15 protein-coding genes are annotated in these 15,897 nt (G+C 66.7%); 10 read left to right on the forward strand and 5 right to left on the reverse strand.

All coding sequences use genetic code 11. From position 1 onward, the window contains the following. Window positions 1-168 precede the first annotated feature (168 nt). The 4 genes from ACFC0O_RS38010 (at window position 169) to ACFC0O_RS38025 (ending at window position 4,478) form a co-directional block, all read left to right on the forward strand. A complete protein-coding gene (locus ACFC0O_RS38010) occupies window positions 169-939 on the forward strand; it encodes an RsiV family protein (RefSeq protein ID WP_375966871.1) in 771 nt (256 codons plus the stop codon). A gap of 17 nt (window positions 940-956) precedes the next feature. Continuing rightward, a complete protein-coding gene (locus ACFC0O_RS38015; protein ID WP_375966872.1) occupies window positions 957-1,958 on the forward strand; it encodes a PHP domain-containing protein in 1,002 nt (333 codons plus the stop codon). A gap of 266 nt (window positions 1,959-2,224) precedes the next feature. Beyond that, window positions 2,225-3,400 carry an elongation factor Tu gene (gene tuf, locus ACFC0O_RS38020; RefSeq protein ID WP_364633301.1) on the forward strand — a complete coding sequence of 392 codons (1,176 nt, stop codon included), beginning with the start codon at window positions 2,225-2,227 and terminating at the stop codon, window positions 3,398-3,400. Window positions 3,401-3,512: 112 nt separating this feature from the next. Further along, on the forward strand, window positions 3,513-4,478 hold the full coding sequence (locus tag ACFC0O_RS38025; protein ID WP_375966874.1) for a purine nucleoside permease: 966 nt from the start codon (window positions 3,513-3,515) through the stop codon (window positions 4,476-4,478). A gap of 3 nt (window positions 4,479-4,481) precedes the next feature. Here ACFC0O_RS38025 and ACFC0O_RS38030 read toward each other — a convergent pair whose 3' ends face one another. Both ACFC0O_RS38030 and ACFC0O_RS38035 read right to left on the reverse strand, forming a co-directional pair. Next, a complete protein-coding gene (locus ACFC0O_RS38030; protein ID WP_375966876.1) occupies window positions 4,482-5,288 on the reverse strand; it encodes a RimK family alpha-L-glutamate ligase in 807 nt (268 codons plus the stop codon). Further along, complete coding sequence (locus ACFC0O_RS38035; protein ID WP_375966878.1) at window positions 5,288-6,178, reverse strand: RimK family alpha-L-glutamate ligase; 891 nt, start codon at window positions 6,176-6,178, stop codon at window positions 5,288-5,290. Before ACFC0O_RS38035 ends, ACFC0O_RS38030 begins: the two co-directional genes overlap by 1 nt. 178 nt (window positions 6,179-6,356) lie before the next feature. Between ACFC0O_RS38035 and ACFC0O_RS38040 the strand changes: the two genes are divergently transcribed. Together ACFC0O_RS38040 and ACFC0O_RS38045 are read left to right on the forward strand one after the other, a co-directional pair. Beyond that, window positions 6,357-7,505, forward strand: a complete 1,149-nt coding sequence (locus ACFC0O_RS38040) for an acyl-CoA dehydrogenase family protein (RefSeq protein WP_375966880.1) — start codon at window positions 6,357-6,359, stop codon at window positions 7,503-7,505. Between the two features lie 188 nt (window positions 7,506-7,693). Further along, the gene (locus tag ACFC0O_RS38045; protein ID WP_375966881.1) at window positions 7,694-8,659 is read left to right on the forward strand and encodes a DUF5995 family protein; all 966 of its coding nucleotides are present in this window, start codon (window positions 7,694-7,696) and stop codon (window positions 8,657-8,659) included. Window positions 8,660-8,670: 11 nt separating this feature from the next. Here ACFC0O_RS38045 and ACFC0O_RS38050 read toward each other — a convergent pair whose 3' ends face one another. Then, complete coding sequence (locus ACFC0O_RS38050; protein ID WP_375966882.1) at window positions 8,671-9,486, reverse strand: SDR family oxidoreductase; 816 nt, start codon at window positions 9,484-9,486, stop codon at window positions 8,671-8,673. A gap of 379 nt (window positions 9,487-9,865) precedes the next feature. On the opposite strand from ACFC0O_RS38050, the gene ACFC0O_RS38055 reads away from it, so the two are divergent. From ACFC0O_RS38055 to ACFC0O_RS38065, 3 genes are all read left to right on the forward strand, one after another. Beyond that, the gene (locus ACFC0O_RS38055; protein ID WP_375966883.1) at window positions 9,866-10,729 is read left to right on the forward strand and encodes a helix-turn-helix domain-containing protein; all 864 of its coding nucleotides are present in this window, start codon (window positions 9,866-9,868) and stop codon (window positions 10,727-10,729) included. Between the two features lie 122 nt (window positions 10,730-10,851). Next, complete coding sequence (locus ACFC0O_RS38060) at window positions 10,852-11,256, forward strand: DUF1003 domain-containing protein (protein WP_375966884.1); 405 nt, start codon at window positions 10,852-10,854, stop codon at window positions 11,254-11,256. 11 nt (window positions 11,257-11,267) lie between these two features. Then, a complete protein-coding gene (locus tag ACFC0O_RS38065) occupies window positions 11,268-11,834 on the forward strand; it encodes a DUF6817 domain-containing protein (RefSeq protein WP_375966885.1) in 567 nt (188 codons plus the stop codon). Here ACFC0O_RS38065 and ACFC0O_RS38070 read toward each other — a convergent pair. Together ACFC0O_RS38070 and ACFC0O_RS38075 are read right to left on the reverse strand one after the other, a co-directional pair. After that, window positions 11,824-13,200 (reverse strand): ATP-binding protein, encoded by a 1,377-nt coding sequence (locus ACFC0O_RS38070; protein WP_375966886.1) that lies wholly within the window; start codon window positions 13,198-13,200, stop codon window positions 11,824-11,826. The genes ACFC0O_RS38065 and ACFC0O_RS38070 overlap by 11 nt on opposite strands. Beyond that, complete coding sequence (locus tag ACFC0O_RS38075; protein WP_375966888.1) at window positions 13,197-13,859, reverse strand: response regulator transcription factor; 663 nt, start codon at window positions 13,857-13,859, stop codon at window positions 13,197-13,199. The genes ACFC0O_RS38070 and ACFC0O_RS38075 overlap by 4 nt, the downstream gene beginning before the upstream one ends. 76 nt (window positions 13,860-13,935) lie before the next feature. Here ACFC0O_RS38075 and ACFC0O_RS38080 point away from each other — a divergent pair, with 76 nt between their 5' ends. Then, entirely contained in the window at window positions 13,936-15,885 is a 1,950-nt protein-coding gene (locus ACFC0O_RS38080; RefSeq protein ID WP_375966890.1) for a glycoside hydrolase, read from the forward strand. The last annotated feature ends 12 nt before the right edge of the window (window positions 15,886-15,897 follow it).

The raw sequence follows: 15,897 nt of genomic DNA on the forward strand, positions 1-15,897 counted from the left end.
GTCTAGAGGGAAACCCCGGCAACCGATCAGCGGCCTGCCAGCATCGATCCGCTCCTCCCACGATGGAATATCGAGGCATTCGCGGTTCGGTGATTCGTTCCGAGCCGCTATCGCGATCCTGCTTACGAGCACCGGCCACCGGCGGTGCACCGACCACGGGGAGGGACCATGCGCGGCAGGACCGCAACCATAGTGGCGATCGCGGCGCTGACCGCGAGCTTGGCGGCATGCCGAGACGATACGACCACCGCCCATCCGACCACCGGCCCGGTCGGCAGTTCGGTCAGCACCGGACAACCGGCGGATTCCATACCGCCCCGCGCCACCACCGTGCTGACCCCCGCCCAGGCTCAGGTGACCGGTTACCGGGGCTCGATGACCTTCGACGTCACCCTCCCGCAGGTGTCGGGCGGAACCGGTCCGGCCGCAACGGAATTCAATACCGGCATGCATGCCCTGTTGCAGGCTCGCATCGATCAGTACTTCTCCGCCGCCAAATCCCTCACCGATCCGAACAAGCTCAGCAAGCTCGACCATATCGGCGATCACGTGGTCAGCGGCCTGCTCTGGATCAGCGTGGACGGCGGCGGCGCGCATCCGTGGACCGAATTGGCAACGCACGTCACCGATATCGACACCGGTAAGGCCCTGGAGCTCCAGGATCTGTTCACCGATGAACAGGCGGGTTTGCGGGTGCTCTCGACCCAGGCCGAGACGCTCGGTCCGCAATCGCGGGCGGGCACGTATTTCGATGCCAAGGGCGTCACGCCCACCCGCGACCATTTCAAGACCTGGACCGCGACCCCCGCGGGCATGCACGTCTACTTCCAGATGGGTCAGGCTGGTCCCGCCGCGCTGGGACCGTTCGACATCACCATCCCCTGGTCGGCGCTGGGTTCGGTGCTCGCACCCGGATTGTCCGGAGTGCTGTCGAGCTGAGCGCGCACACTGGAGGTATGGATCCTGTCGTAGCCCTGCGCCAGATCGCCTTCTACAAGGACCGCGCCCGCGAGGACACCCGGCGCGTGATGGCCTACCGCAATGCCGCCGACATCATCGAGGGACTCGATGCCGAGCGGCGCGAACAGCTGGGCAAAGCGAACGATTGGCAATCGTTGCCGGGAATCGGACCGAAGACCGCGGCCGTGATCGCGCAGGCCTGGGCGGGCCGGGAGCCCGATGCGCTGGTGAAGCTGCGATCGGCGGCGAAGGACCTGGGCGGCGGCGAGCTGCGGGCGGCCCTCAAAGGCGATCTGCACCTGCACTCGAACTGGTCCGACGGCGTCGCCCCGATCGCCGAAATGATGGCTGCCGCACAGGCTTTGGGGCATGAATACTGTGCGCTCACCGATCATTCGCCCCGGCTGACGGTGGCCAACGGTCTCTCACCCGACCGGCTGCGGCGGCAACTCGATGTCATCGACGAACTGCGCGAACAGTTCGCGCCCATGCGCATTCTCACCGGTATCGAGGTCGACATCCTCGATGACGGCTCCCTCGATCAGGAGCCCGAACTGCTGGATCGCCTCGATATCGTGGTCGCCAGCGTGCACTCCAAGCTCAAGATGGAATCCGCCGCCATGACCAGGCGCATGGTGCGCGCGGTATCCGGTGGTCAGGCCGATATCCTCGGGCACTGCACCGGCAGGCTGGTCGAGGGCAATCGCGGCACCCGCCCGGAATCGGCGTTCGACGCCGAAGCGGTCTTCACCGCCTGCCGCGATTACGGCACCGCCGTGGAGATCAACTCCCGGCCCGAACGCCGCGACCCGCCCACCCGGCTGCTGAAGCTCGCCCTGGACATCGGCTGCGACTTCTCCATCGACACCGATGCGCACGCCCCCGGACAACTCGATTTCCTCGGCTACGGGGCACAGCGCGCACTGGACAACGGCGTGCCCGCCGAGCGGATCATCAACACCTGGCCGGTGGACAAATTGCTGGCCTGGACGAGCTAGTCCGGTAATCCGCGTCACCCGGCCCGAAGCCCGCGCGAAAACCAGTGGCGCGCTTATCCGCTCATCGGGCATGGTGATCCCCATGTTCGCGTACCCCATCGCCGTCGCATCCGCAGTCGCGGGTGCGCCGAGCGCTGCGCAGGTTGTCGCGGCATTCGGCGGCGCACGAAGCTGACCTTCTCCGGGACGTCCCGGGACCTCAGACGGGGAAGGTCCGCTTCCTCATGAGGTCCCTGTAATCACGGCTCCCAGACGGAGAATTCATCATGGCCAAGCAGGCCTTCGTGCGCACCAAGCCGCATCTGAACATCGGCACCATGGGTCATGTCGACCACGGCAAGACCACCCTGACCGCCGCCATCACCAAGGTGCTGGCCGAACAGGGCGGCGGCTCCTACATACCGTTCGATCGCATCGATCGCGCGCCGGAGGAGATCGCGCGCGGTATCACCATCAATATCGCGCACGTCGAATACGAAACGGCCACACGGCATTACGCGCACGTCGATATGCCGGGGCACGCCGACTTCGTGAAGAATATGATCACGGGGGCGGCCCAGCTCGACGGTGCGATCCTGGTGGTATCGGCGCTGGACGGCGTCATGCCGCAGACCGCCGAGCATGTGCTGCTGGCCCGGCAGGTCGGCGTCGAGCACATCGTGGTGGCGCTGAACAAGGCCGACGCCGGTGACGGCGAGCTGCTGGAGCTGGTCGAGCTCGAGGTGCGGGAACTGTTGTCCGCTAACGGTTACGACGGCGACGGACTGCCCGTGGTGCCGGTTTCGGGATTGCTCGCGCTGCAGGGTGATCCGGAGTGGTCGGCCGCGCTGCTGCGGCTGCTCGCGGCGATCGACGAGTACATCCCGATGCCGGTGCGCTACACCGACGCGCCGTTCCTGATGCCGGTGGAGAACGTGCTCACCATTACCGGTCGCGGCACCGTCGTGACCGGGGCCATCGAACGCGGCCGGGTGCGCATGGGCGACCGGGTGGCGGTGCTGGGCTATGGCGAGGGCCTTGAGTCCATCGTCACCGGTGTCGAAACCTTCGGCCGGACAATGGAATCGGCGGAGGCGGGCGACAATGTGGCGCTGCTGCTGCGCGGTGTGCAACGCGGTCAGGTCAGTCGCGGTCAGGTGGTCGCGGCGCCGGGCAGCATTGCCGTGCACACCGGGTTCACCGCCCGGGTGCAGCTGCTCAGCGCGGCGCAGGGCGGGCGGCGCACGTCCATCGTGAGCGGTTACCGGCCGCAGTTCTATCTGCGCACCGGTGACGTGGTGGGCGATGTGGTGCTGCCGGACGGCCGTGCGCATCCGGGCGACACCGTCGAGATGTCGGTGACCCTGGGTCGTCCGGTTCCGCTGGAACCCGGTCTCGGCTTCGCGATCCGCGAGGGTAGCCGGACCGTCGCGGCGGGCACGGTACTCGCGGTGAGCGAGTAGGCGGTACGCAGGGATCTCGGCCCCGGGTAATCATCCCGGGGCCGAGAATTCCACGCTCCCACCGTGTGTCGCGGGAATCTGGACTGGTCGGTCTGTCGCATAGTCTGACGGCATGACCTCTCGTCGCCGGAAGTTTGCCGCTGTTCTCGGAGTGACCGCCCTCGGCGCGGTCGCGCTGACGGGTTGTTCGAGCGGATCGGACCGGGACGCGGACCGGATCGATGTCGGCGTGCTGGTCATCACCATGTTCGATCCCGAGAACGCGGTCTGGCTGCAACGCGAACAGCTGCCGACCACCGTCGAGGTCGCGGGCGCGTACAAACCGGTGCGCTGCAATAACGATCACCTGTGCGTGGCCGAAACCGGACAGGGCAAGGCCAATGCCGCCACCACCATGATGGCCATCCTCGGCAGCGATAAATTCAATTTCGACCGGGCGTATTTCCTCACCGCGGGTATCGCGGGCACCCCGCCGGACCGGGGCACCCTCGGCTCCGCCGTCTGGGCACGGCGCGTGGTCGATTTCGATCTCGGCAATCACCTGGATCCGGCCGAAGCACCCGGCGTCCCATACGGCTTTCGTCCGGTGGAGGACTACAACACCGCCGCCTATGACCTCGACACCGCGCTGGTGGACAAGGTCTACGACGCCACCCGCGAGGCGACCCTCGCCGATAGCCCGGAGGCGACCGCCGAACGCGCCATGTACCCCGGTCAGGAAGGTCGCAAGCCCTCGGTCATGAAGTGCGACACCATGACCGGTGACGATTTCTACTCCGGTAAACCGCTCTCGGATACCGCCCGCTACATCATGGGCCTGCGCACCAAGGGGCAGGGCGATTACTGCACCACCCAGATGGAAGACAATGCCACCGCCACCGCGCTCAAAGCGCACGGTTATCTCGACCGGTACCTCTCACTGCGCACCGTGAGCAATTTCGACCAGCCGTATCCGGGGCAGTCGGTCGTCGATCACATCGACCACTCCACCGCGGGGTTCCAGCTGGGCCTGGACAACGCGTACGCGGTGGGCCGCGCCGCCGCCGACTATCTATTGAAGAACCCACCCGCGAAGTGAGGATTATCCGGCGGAAATACCTGCGGGAGTGAGCAATCGGCGCGCGGGGGCCGGGTCGAGCACACGAGCGGCCAGCGCTTCGGGCGCACCCGCGCGACCGCGCATACCCGGGAAGGCGTTGACGTCGATGATCACCGGTGAACCGTGCACCTCGAGCATGTCGACACCGTAGATATCGAGCCCGAATACCTCTCCGACCGCCAGCGCCAGATCGGCCCACGGATGCGGAATCCGGGACGCCCGGTCCGGCAGCCGCGGTTCGGGTGCGAACTCCGATTGCCGCAAAGCGGCGAAGACCTGATCGTCGATCACCCAGAGTTTGTGATCCCAGCCGGTGCCGGGGGTGAAGTCCTGCACCACGATCGGCTCATCCGGCCAGCGCTGCGTCACCGCGCGCAGTTCCTCGGCATCGGCCACCCGGGTGACGAGATCACCGCGGCGGCTATGCCTGCTCTTGATCACCAGCGGTCGCTCGAAATCACCGAGATGACGTGGATTGGGCAGCACGGTGGTCGCGGCGAACGGGAATCCGGCCTCCACTGCCCGCCGCGCCATGAACGCCCGATCCTGGCAGAATTCGGTGCTCGCCGCCGAATTCAGCACCGGCACACCGCGATCCTCCAGTGCCCGCGCCAATCGCAGAGCCGCGGGGGTACGGGCCTTGAGCAGGTAGATGTCCGCCGGATTCGCCGGTGGCACAGGGGTTTCCGGCGCGAGATGTTCGATGCGATGGCCGCGCGCGATGAGCAGCGCGGTGGTCTCGGCCAGCAGCGGATGACCCGGATCGCCGGTCAGCAGTCCGATGCGCATCACCGCACCCCCACCGCGAGCGGTTCGGCGAAACGGGTTTCGCGCATTCGCGGTTCGAAGCGCCAGGCCGAACCGCCGCGCGCCAGGTCCACGATGGCGCGGGCCACGGTCGGCACCGCCTGCGGCATCTGACCGAAGCTGGGAAAGTCATTGACATCCACCACGATCGGGCCGTCCGGGCCGCGCACGATATCGAGACCGTACAGATCCAGGCCGAACACCTCGCCTACTCGCGCCGCGATATCGGCGATCTCGGGTTCCAGGGTCACCGCGCGATCGGGTGCCTTGCGGCCGCCGGTGCGCAGCGGTGACACGCGCTCGGTGCCGTACACCTGCCCGCCCACGCAGTAAACCTTCAGATCCACACCGGAATTGGGGACGAACGGCTGCGCGATGAGCAGGCCCTGATCGGCGCGGTCGATGGCGGCCAGATGTTCGGGTCGCTCCACCACGCGCACATCGCGCCCGGAGCTGCCGTCGGCGGGTTTGACCACCAGCGGGAAGCGTGCGGCCGGAATCCGCGCCAGATCGCGCGGCCGGGCCGCCGCCCAGGTGGTGGGCACGGGCAGGCCGTGCGCCGCGGCCAGGGCCGCGGCGCGGGCCTTATCCCGCACGCCCCGAATGGATCTCGCGTCATTGATGGTGGTGAGCCCGGAGGCCGCGGCGGCCTCGAGCAGTCCCAGTCCCGGTCCGCCGGAGACGGTCTTGAGCACCCACGCGTCATGGTGCCCGCGTTCGACCAGCGTATTCAGATCCAGCAGCTCACCGCCGGGCCGCACCACGTCCACCCGATGACCCCAGGCTCGCAGTTGGTGAATCACGCTGCGCGGCATGCCGTCCCGGCGGTACTGCTCCTCCACCAGAAAACACAGACTGACTCGCGCCGCCATTCGTTCCCGCTCCCACATTTTGCTGTTCCCGCCCCGAGCGGTCCAGAATTGATCGCCGATTGTTCACCAAGATCATCGCTCTGGCAACCGATAGCGCAACACCACGGCCGCAACGGATCTCGCCGGTGTGGCCGCGATTCTCTGGTCCAGCAGGGCATCTCGGCCCGACCATGGAGTGATGGAACGAGGTCACTATGAGGACGATCACCGCGCATTCGCCGAACTGGCCCGCGGTTTCGTGCGCAAAGAGGTTGCGCCGCACTATCTGGAGTGGGAGGACGCGGGCATCGTGCCCCGCGAGGTCTTCGCCCGCGCCGGAGAACTCGGCCTGATCGGATTCGCCGCACCCCGCGAATACGGCGGCCTCGGCGTCGCGGACTTCCGCTTCAATCAAATCCTCATCGAGGAATTCATGGATGCCGACTGCGCGGGCGTCGGCCTGAATTTCGCGCTGCACAACGATATCTGCACGCCGTATCTGACCGGGCTCACCACCGCCGCACAACGTGAGCGCTGGGTGCCCGGCTTCGTGGCGGGCACCTCGATCGCCGCCATCGGCATGACCGAACCCGGTGCCGGATCCGATGTCGCGGGCATTCGCACCGGCGCGGTGGATATGGGCGATCACTTCCTGGTGAACGGCGCGAAGACTTTCATCACCAATGGCATCAACGCCGATCTGGTCATCACCGCGGTCCGCACGTCCCCCGATCGCCATCGCGGTCTCACCCTGCTGGTCATCGAACGCGGTATGCCCGGCTTCGAGCGCGGCCGCAATCTCGACAAACTCGGTCTGCACTCGCAGGACACCGCCGAGTTGAACTTCACCGATGTGCGCGTCCCGAAGGAGAATTTGCTCGGTGAACCGGGTCGCGGCTTCGAATACCTGATGCGGAACCTGCCCCAGGAGCGCATGCAGATCGCCGTCGCCTGCCTGGCGCGCGCCCGCGCCGCCCTGCGTACCACCGTCGAATACGTTTCCGGCCGAACAGCTTTCGGGCAATCCATCGGCGCGTTCCAGAACACCAAATTCGTGCTCGCCGACGTCGCCACCGAGATCTCGGTCGCCGAGGCGTTCATCGATAAATGCGTCCTGGAGCTCAATGCCGCCCGGCTCACCCCGGCCGATGCCGCCAAAGCCAAACTCTGGGCCTCGGAAATGGAATTCCGCTGCCTGGACCGCTGCCAACAACTGTTCGGTGGCAACGGCTATATGCGCGAATACCCGATCGCCCGCGCCGCGGCCGACGCCCGCGTCACCCGCGTATACGGCGGCACCTCGGAAATCATGCGCGAAATCATCGGCCGCGACCTGAAACTCACCTGACCGCAGCCGAACCCATTCCACCCGCGATACGAACGACACCCCGAGCGCACCGGCAATAGCGGTGCGCTATCGGATTCCTGACGTAGGCTCGCCCGGCGTGTAGCCCGGTCTGTTCAAGTCGTCGTCCTCGGGAGAATGATTTGGCGTTTCTGCGTGCTCCAATGGCATTCGCGCTGTCGATAGCCTGTGTGACAGGGGCTTTCGTCGCCGCTCCCGCAGCGGCGGAACCACCGCAGATCGATGATTCGCTCGGCTCACGCCTGGTGCTCGGGGTGGCCGGGCTGCCGCCCATGCAGGGGCTGCTGCAGATCTCGCGGCAGCTGTTTCCGGAGCGCGGGCCGTACGTCCCGTGGACGTATCAGTTGCCGCCCGCGCCGGTTCCGCATACCCCGGCCCGGGGTGTGTGCCCGAGTGGGTCGGATCAATGCATCGACGACACCATCGCCGAGATGGAATCGCGGGCCACGGTGATGAAGGCCGACTGCGATGACAACGCGCCGCTGCTGCTGAGCTATCTGCACACCACCAAGGGTGAGCGGGAAATCGCGCGCGAGCGTGGGGGATTCGAGCATCCGGCACATGTCAACGATTGGTCGACCACCTACGCGCACCACTACTTCGACGCCATCGACAACTATTACGTGAACGGCCGGCCGGATCTGGTGCCGGAGTCGTGGAAGCAGAATTTCCGTGCCTCCGACGATCATTCGCTCACGGTGTTCGGCAATGTGGCGGTCGCCTACAACGCGCACATCACCCATGATCTGCCGATCGTCATCGCCGATATGGGCGTCACCGCGCCCGACGGCACCTCCTACAAGCCCGACCACGAGAAGATCAATGAATTGCTCGCGGCGGCCGAGGAGGGAACCGTGGCCGAACTCGCCGCTCTCTACGGCGCGGTCGATCCGGCGATGGCGGCGCCCTATGAGATGGAGCCGCTCACCGCGATCGCCTTCGGCCAGGCGATTCAGATCTGGCGCGAATACGCCTGGCGCGGTGGCGAACAGCTGCTGCTGGCCCCGACGCCGGAGGCGAAGCGAGCGGTCGAACAGCAGATCGACAATCTCTCCAATCTGCTCGGTGAGGTCATTCTGCGGCTGTTCGCCCGCACTGATCCGGGACCGCATCGCTCGCACTGCCCGGCCGGATAGCGCCCGGGGCGTTAGCGCTTCAGGCCGTAGGAGGCGGCGATCATGCGCTCCATCACCGTGCGCGGCAGCAGGCGGCGGAGCGCGAACATGACCGGGGCATTGGAACCGACGGCGTAGAGCGGTTTCGGGCGGTCCGACGCGACCGCGCCGAGGATGGTTGTCGCCACCCGTTCCGGGGTGATGCCCTGCCCCATCTTCTCGTCCATCTTGGCCATGAAACGGGCGAAATCGGCTGTGTGGGGCGAACCTTCGTCGATGTACTTGGTGCGGCGCTCGCTCAGGCCGGTATCGATCTGGCCCGGTTCCAGGGTGGTGATCCACACCCCGAACGGGGATTCCTCGAAGCGGGCGGCGGTGGCGAAACCGCGCAGCGCGGCCTTGGTGGCGGCGTAGGAGGAGCGGTAGGGCATGGGGAAACTGCCCAGCATGGAGCCGACCATGACGATGCGGCCGTAACCGCGTTCGCGCATACCGGGCAGCACCGCCTGGGTCAGTGCGACCGGACCCAGCACATTGAGCTGGAACAGACGCTCGATCGCGGCGGCCGGGAGTTCGGCCAGCGGTCCGGCCTGACTCTCCCCGGCATTGTTGATCAGCACGTCGACCGTGCCCAGCGCGGTGACGAAGGCCGCGATGGATTCGGCGTCGGTGAGGTCGAGCGCCCGATAGTCCACCCCGGGCACCCGATCGGCCACCGCGATCGTGTCCGGATTGCGGCTGGTGCCGATCACCTTGTCGCCATTGGCCGTGAAGGCCGCGGCGGTCGCTTTACCGATACCGGACGATGCGCCGGTGACCACCACGGTGCGGCTGGAATGCGTGCTCATGAACCTGAACGTTAGCTGGTTCCTCGTCCCGGCGTCTGCGCCGATCCCCGTCACCCGCGCACGAGCGAATACCGAGCCACACTCCCACTCCGAAGGCCGAAAGGGCCAGAACAGGCAGTATCAGGATGGTGTGTGAGCTCATGATGCGGATTCCCTCGCGTCGTCACCGATCCGGCAAACCGGATGAGTGTCAATCGCGGTGGCGCGATTTCTGTTACGTGACGAAACGAGACCGCCGGGAAGGTATTGCGGCGCAGGAGTATAGGGAGATGTCCCAACCTTATGGGAAACTGACTCAGACACGGCGGATTCGGCATATCGTGTGACTGTCCGGGTCACCCCGGGCCGATGTGGATGGAATCGATGGGGACCCGGATACATGTTCGAGTGGGATCTATTGCGCGACAACGCTGAACGCACGCTATGGGCGCCCGCGCCGGGCATACCGCCGGCCGCCTGTCTGGCCGTACTGAGCAGTCGCACACTGCGCGATGCGGTCGAGGTGGCCATGCGATATTCGGAACCGCCCTATGCCACCGGACAATTGACCTTCGCCGAATCCGCGGGCGAGGCCCGGCTGATCTTCCACGATCACGAGATTCCGGAGGACGCGCGCGCCGCCCACACCGAGCGGGTCATGACCGCGATCCAGCTCTTCGGCCGGGAACTGCTCGCCGTCGGCATGCCCATGCACCGGGTCAGCTTCCGGCACGGCGGTCCGGCCGATACCTCCCGCTACCGGGCCATCTTCGGGATCGACCCGATCTTCGGCGCGCCCGCCAACGAGGCCGCCTTCGACAGCATGTACCTGGACCTGCCGCTACCGCAGCCCACCGCGTGGGTGCGCGGCACCCGCGAACAACTGTGCCGAAACCTGCTGACCCGCAGACACGCTCGGAAAGGCGTGTCCGGGACGGTGCGAGACCTGCTGGTGCGCAACCCCGATGCGGTACCCGATCAAGCCGCGGTAGCCGCCGAACTGTTCATGAGCCCGCGCACCCTGTCGCGCCGCCTCAACGCCGAATCCACCTCCTTCCGCGCACTGCTCGACGAAGTCCGGCAGATGCTCGCCGAAGAGCTGCTGTGCCACACCGAGATGACCACCGAACAGGTGGCGACCCGTCTGGGTTATGCCGAGGCGGCCTCGTTCATCCGAGCCTTCCGGCGCTGGAAGGGCTGCCCGCCCCAGGAGTTCCGCGCGCGGGTTCAGCACGCCAATCTCCCCGTGCCGCAACCGGTCTAGCGGAGCCCGCGGCCCGGGCGCGCGGCCCGAGGAATCCGTCGCCATCGGATCCGCGAAATATCGGCGCGGGTAGGGCACGATCGCAGCAACGCGATCCGCACCAGCCCTCAGGAGCACAGCCCGTGACCGAGCCGCAGAATCCCGCACAGCATCCAGCCGTCGTCAGCCTGCGCGAGCAGCGCGCGGCGAGTATGCAACTGCGCGTGGCCGATTGGATCACCAAGTTCGCCGGATCCATGCGGTTCGTATACCTGCACGCGATCGGGTTCGCGGTGTGGATGATCTGGTTCGAGCGCAGTCCCTGGCCGACGCTGACACTGGTGGTATCGCTCGAGGCGATCTTCCTGTCCACCTTCGTCATGATCGGGCAGAACCGGCAGGCCGAGTTCCAGCAGCTCAAGGCCGATCACGACTTCAATCAGCAGGAGCTCGAGCTCAAGACCAATACCGAGCTCACCCGCGCCATCCATCAGATGACCACCGAACTGCATCGCCGACTCATCGACGATTCGGCCGACGGGCGCTGATACTGGAGATCGTGAGCGCATTCGAGGAGTCCATTCCGCATCGCGATCGAATCGAGCGGTTTCTCACCGAGCACGGGGCGGAGAGCATTCCGCATCCGGGCGGGACGCTGCTGGCGCATTTGAAACGGGTGGCGGATCTGCTCGCCGAATGGGACGCGGATTCGCATATTCAGGCGGCCGGGCTGTGTCATGCGGCGTACGGCACGGACGGGTTCGGGCAATCGCTGCTCGATCTCGGGGAGCGGGCGACGCTGGTGAATCTGCTGGGGGAGCAGGCCGAGGCGCTGGTGTACTTCTACGGCAGTTGCGATCGGGGCGAGACCTATCCGGGGCTCGACGGTTCGCCGGTGCGGTTCCGGGATCGGTTCACCGGGCAGGATCAGCACCCCGATCCGGCGACGCTGGCCGCGTTCATGGAGATCACCGCGGCGAACGAACTGGATGTCATGACGCAGAATTCCGAGCTGGCGGCCGAACACGGTGCGGCGCTGCACGGATTCTTCGGGCGCACCGCGCATCTGCTGTCGCCCAAGGCCTGGCACGCGTGCCATACCTGCCTGCCGCCGATCAATCCCTGAGGTCGCCCGGCGGGAAGATCAGGGTGAAGCGCGCGCCCCGGCCCGGTTCGGAGCTGACGGTGATGCGGGCGGCATGCAGATCCGCGACCTGGGCCACGATCGCCAGGCCGAGTCCGTGTCCGGCGGTGGCGCGCGCGGTTTCGGCGCGGTAGAAGCGGTCGAAGATATGAGCCGCGTCCTCGGCGGTGATGCCCGGACCGTCATCGCGGACGATGAGTTCGCGACCACGCACCGTGACCGCGACGGTGCCGTCCGGCGGACTGAATTTCGCCGCATTGTCGAGCAGATTGGTCACCGCGCGAGCCAGCCGGGCCGGGACGCCCGCGATGGTCACCGGTGTGAGGTCGGCCGCGAAGGTGATTGCGGGCCAATGCCTTCGGGCCAGCTCGAGCCGTTCGCCGACCAGGGTGTCCAGGCGCAGATCCTCCAGCGGTTCGCGGACCGACGCCGGATCGTCGGCGCGGGCCAGATCGATGACATCGGTGACCAGGCCCGAAAGTTCCTCCGATTGCACGCGCAATGCGGTTGCGGTCGCATCGAGTTGGGCGGGGGACAGGCGGGCCGCCCGGCGCAGCAGATCGATATTGGTGCGCAATGCGGTGAGCGGGGTGCGCAGCTCATGGGAGGCGTCGGCGATCAAACGCTGCTGTGCCGCACGGGAATCGCGTTCACCGCGCAGGGCGGCGTCGAGTTCGTCGAGCATGGTGTTGATGCTGGCGCCCAGGCGTGCCAGTTCATCGTGACCGGTAATGGTGATGTGCTGGTTGGGATCTCGGGTGCGCGCCACCCGCTCGGCGGCCGCGGTGAGCGTGGCGACCGGGGCCAGCGCGCGGCGGGCCAGCACCGCTCCGGCCGCTACCGCGAGCAGTGTGCCCGCGGCGGCCGCGATGAGCAGCGCCAGGCCGACGCGGCGCAAGCCGATATCGACCGTATCCGAACGCTGCGCCACCTGCACCGCGCTACCGGGCCGCAACGGTGCGGTGTACATGCGTATGGCATAGCCGCCCAGGGTGATATCGGTGAACCCGCCATCGGCCGAACCCGCTGCCACCGCCCGGGTTTCGGCGTCCACCGGCAGCGTATGCCCGGGCACATGTTCGGATTCGACGGTGCCGTCGGCCGCCACCACCTGCACGCAGCTCGGCGCGGCCAGATATTCACAGGAGCCGGACATGGCGGCCACCTCCGGTTCGACCGGGAACTGCCGCACGATTCGGGTGGCCTGGCGGCGCAACCCCAGATCCAGCTCACTGTTGAGCTGATGCCCGACCACCACGTACGCGGCCGCGCCCATCGCCGCCAGCGCGGAAGCCATTGCGAGCACGAAGAATACGGCGATCCGGCCGCGCAGTCCGAGCCGCCTCACGCCGCACCCAGTCGATAGCCGACCCCGCGCACCGTGTGGATCAGCGGAAGTTCTTCCGGCGCTTCGATTTTGCGCCGCAGATAGCGAATGTAGACCTCCAGCGAATTCGAGGACTGATGTCCCCAGACGCGATCGATGAGCGTCTCCCGGGTCAGGGCCTGTCCGGCATTGCGCAGCAGCACCTCCAGCAGCGCGAATTCCGTCCGGCTGAGCTCGATTTCGCGCATGCCGCGTTTGACGGTGTGCGCGCCGGTGTCCATGACCAGATCACCGGTCGCCAGTAGGACGCCGTCCTCGGGATACGTGCGCCGCACCAGTGCCCGCACCCGCGCCAGCAATTCGTCGAGATCGAACGGTTTCACGAGGTAGTCGTCGGCCCCGGCGTCCAGGCCCTCGATTCGATCGGCGACCGCGTCCCGGGCGGTGAGCATGAGAATCGGGGTGCGATCGCCGCGCCCGCGCAGCGTGCGGCACGCGGTCAGACCGTTCATGAATGGCATTAGCACATCCAGCACCACCACCTCGGGCTGCCAGCGGGCAATCTGTTCCAGTCCGGCGCCGCCATCGGCCGCGGCGTGCGTCTCATACCCCTCGCTCTCCAGGGCGCGCACCAGCGCCTCCCGTACCGAGGCTTCATCGTCGACCACCAGAACCCGCACGTATCGGACTATACGTAATATCCTCACCTGCGCCTTTCTCATCGGACTCTCATCTGCGGGCGTGAGGGTGAGGCCCATGAGACTTCGGAGATCGCATCGGACACCCGCCGTGATCGCGCTGTTGAGCCTGGTCGCCGGTGGGCTCACCGCCTGCGGGCATGAGCTCGCCCCGGTGGCACCTCGGGTCAGTGGCAATCAAGTGGTTATCCCCATTTCGGGTGGGTCGGTCGAGGTCGACACCACGTCGCTGGCGGTCGGCGCGCTGGCCGATGGGCAGCGATTCGAACTGTCCGCCCCGGCGGGTGATCCGCTCGGCGCACCCGGGCCGATTCAGCTCGAGGGCGGCGAGGCGCACTGGTCCTATCCGGACAGGGCGCTCGCGGTCACCGCGACCGCCGTTGATGGCCGTTTACGTGTCACGCTGCGCGGCAATCGCGATGGGCGGCTCACCTGGCCCGTCACCGGCGGTGACGGAACGGCCGCCGCCCTGCAACTCCCGCGCGGCGAGGGCTTGAATCTGCCCGTGCGCGACCGGTTCTGGAATGGACCCGACACCGGCCTGGTCGGCGAACCGCTGTCGCTCACCGCCGGCTTGACCATGCCGTTCTGGGGTTACACCCTGGGTGGTCATGGCGTGAGCTATTCCGTGCCCACCGATATCGGCAGCAGCCTCACCGTGACATCTGAGAACGGCGCGCTACGGGCGCGGGCCGCACACGATTTCGATGAACGCGCGGGCACCCGGGACTACACCGTCAACTTCGCGCTCACCGATGGCTCACCGGTCGCCGCGGCCAAGGACTATCGCGAACAGCTCATCGGCACAGGCGAATTCGTCACGCTGAAGGATAAGATCGCGCGTAACCCGGAGACCGCGAAACTGCTGGGCGCATTCCACGCCTACCTGTGGGGTGACGGTCGTGATCCGGAGGCGATTCGCCAGATGCGCGATCTGGGTCTCACCCGAATGTGGCTCGGCTACGACGCCGACGACCACCCCATGACCGGTCAGGCCGTCGATGCCGCCAAGGCCGCCGGATACCTTGCCGGACCGTATGATTCGTGGGACAACGCCCAGGACCCCGCCACCGCCGACAATCCCGGCTCCCGCTGGCCCGGCACGGTATGGCCGGACGGTTGCGTCCACGAAGCCGACGGAACTCCCGAGAAGGGCTTCGGCGGGCGCGGTTGCTACGTGAGTTCCCAAGCGCTGAAACAGGATCCGAAGCTGTATCGGGATCGCTACGCCGGCATGTCCGCCAATGGCGCGAACACCTACTTCCTAGATGTCGACGCCGCGGGCGAGTTCTTCGACGATCACACCGCCGCCCACCCGATGAATCAAGCACAGGATCGAGCCAATCGCCTGGAGCGCATGCGCTGGCTGGAGGATCGCGGCCAGGTCCTGGGCTCCGAGGCCGCCGGAGCCTGGGCCGCACCGGTGCTGGCGTTCGATCACGGTGCCCAGAACCCGATTTCGGACGGCCTCTGGAAGTTCCAGCGCAACCGCGACGTCTGGGGCGCGTACTACCCCGATAACGCGCCGAATATGTTCTTCAAACCGGTCGACCTCCCCGAGCCTCTGGTCCGAGCGATGTTCGACCCTGCCTACCGCATTCCCCTCTACGAAACCGTCCTGCACGACTCGCTCGTGAACACGGACCGCTGGGAACTCGCGTATTACAAACTGCCCCAACAACAAACCATGCGCGCTCTCACCGCCATCCTCAACAACACTCCCTTGAACTTCGCTCTCGACCGCGCCACCCTCACCGCTCGCGGCTCCGAAATCGCCCGCCTGCAACAGTTTTTCGCCCCGCTGCACGAGGCCGCGGCCACCCAGCCCATGACCGACTTCCGCTGGCTCACCGACGACCATCAGGTCCAGCGCACGGTCTTCGGCAATGGCACCCTGACGGTCACCGCCAACTTCGGCACCACCGACTACCGGGGCCTCCCCGGCGGATGCGCGGATGCCCAACTGGAGACCGACAAGACCCCGCGACGATTGTGCCCGGCCCCATGAGGGAGTCTCGCG

Source organism: Nocardia sp. NPDC056100 (assembly GCF_042266325.1).
In the GTDB taxonomy this organism is placed as follows: domain Bacteria; phylum Actinomycetota; class Actinomycetes; order Mycobacteriales; family Mycobacteriaceae; genus Nocardia.

Coding starts and splice junctions, on each gene's coding strand:
- ACFC0O_RS38080 (WP_375966890.1), top strand. CDS start 13,936: ATGAGACTTCGGAGATCGCATCGGACACCCGCCGTGATCGCGCTGTTG.
- ACFC0O_RS38055 (WP_375966883.1), top strand. CDS start 9,866: ATGTTCGAGTGGGATCTATTGCGCGACAACGCTGAACGCACGCTATGG.
- ACFC0O_RS38010 (WP_375966871.1), top strand. CDS start 169: ATGCGCGGCAGGACCGCAACCATAGTGGCGATCGCGGCGCTGACCGCG.
- ACFC0O_RS38050 (WP_375966882.1), bottom strand. CDS start 9,486: ATGAGCACGCATTCCAGCCGCACCGTGGTGGTCACCGGCGCATCGTCC.
- ACFC0O_RS38015 (WP_375966872.1), top strand. CDS start 957: ATGGATCCTGTCGTAGCCCTGCGCCAGATCGCCTTCTACAAGGACCGC.
- ACFC0O_RS38040 (WP_375966880.1), top strand. CDS start 6,357: ATGGAACGAGGTCACTATGAGGACGATCACCGCGCATTCGCCGAACTG.
- ACFC0O_RS38035 (WP_375966878.1), bottom strand. CDS start 6,178: ATGGCGGCGCGAGTCAGTCTGTGTTTTCTGGTGGAGGAGCAGTACCGC.
- ACFC0O_RS38030 (WP_375966876.1), bottom strand. CDS start 5,288: ATGCGCATCGGACTGCTGACCGGCGATCCGGGTCATCCGCTGCTGGCC.
- tuf (WP_364633301.1), top strand. CDS start 2,225: ATGGCCAAGCAGGCCTTCGTGCGCACCAAGCCGCATCTGAACATCGGC.
- ACFC0O_RS38025 (WP_375966874.1), top strand. CDS start 3,513: ATGACCTCTCGTCGCCGGAAGTTTGCCGCTGTTCTCGGAGTGACCGCC.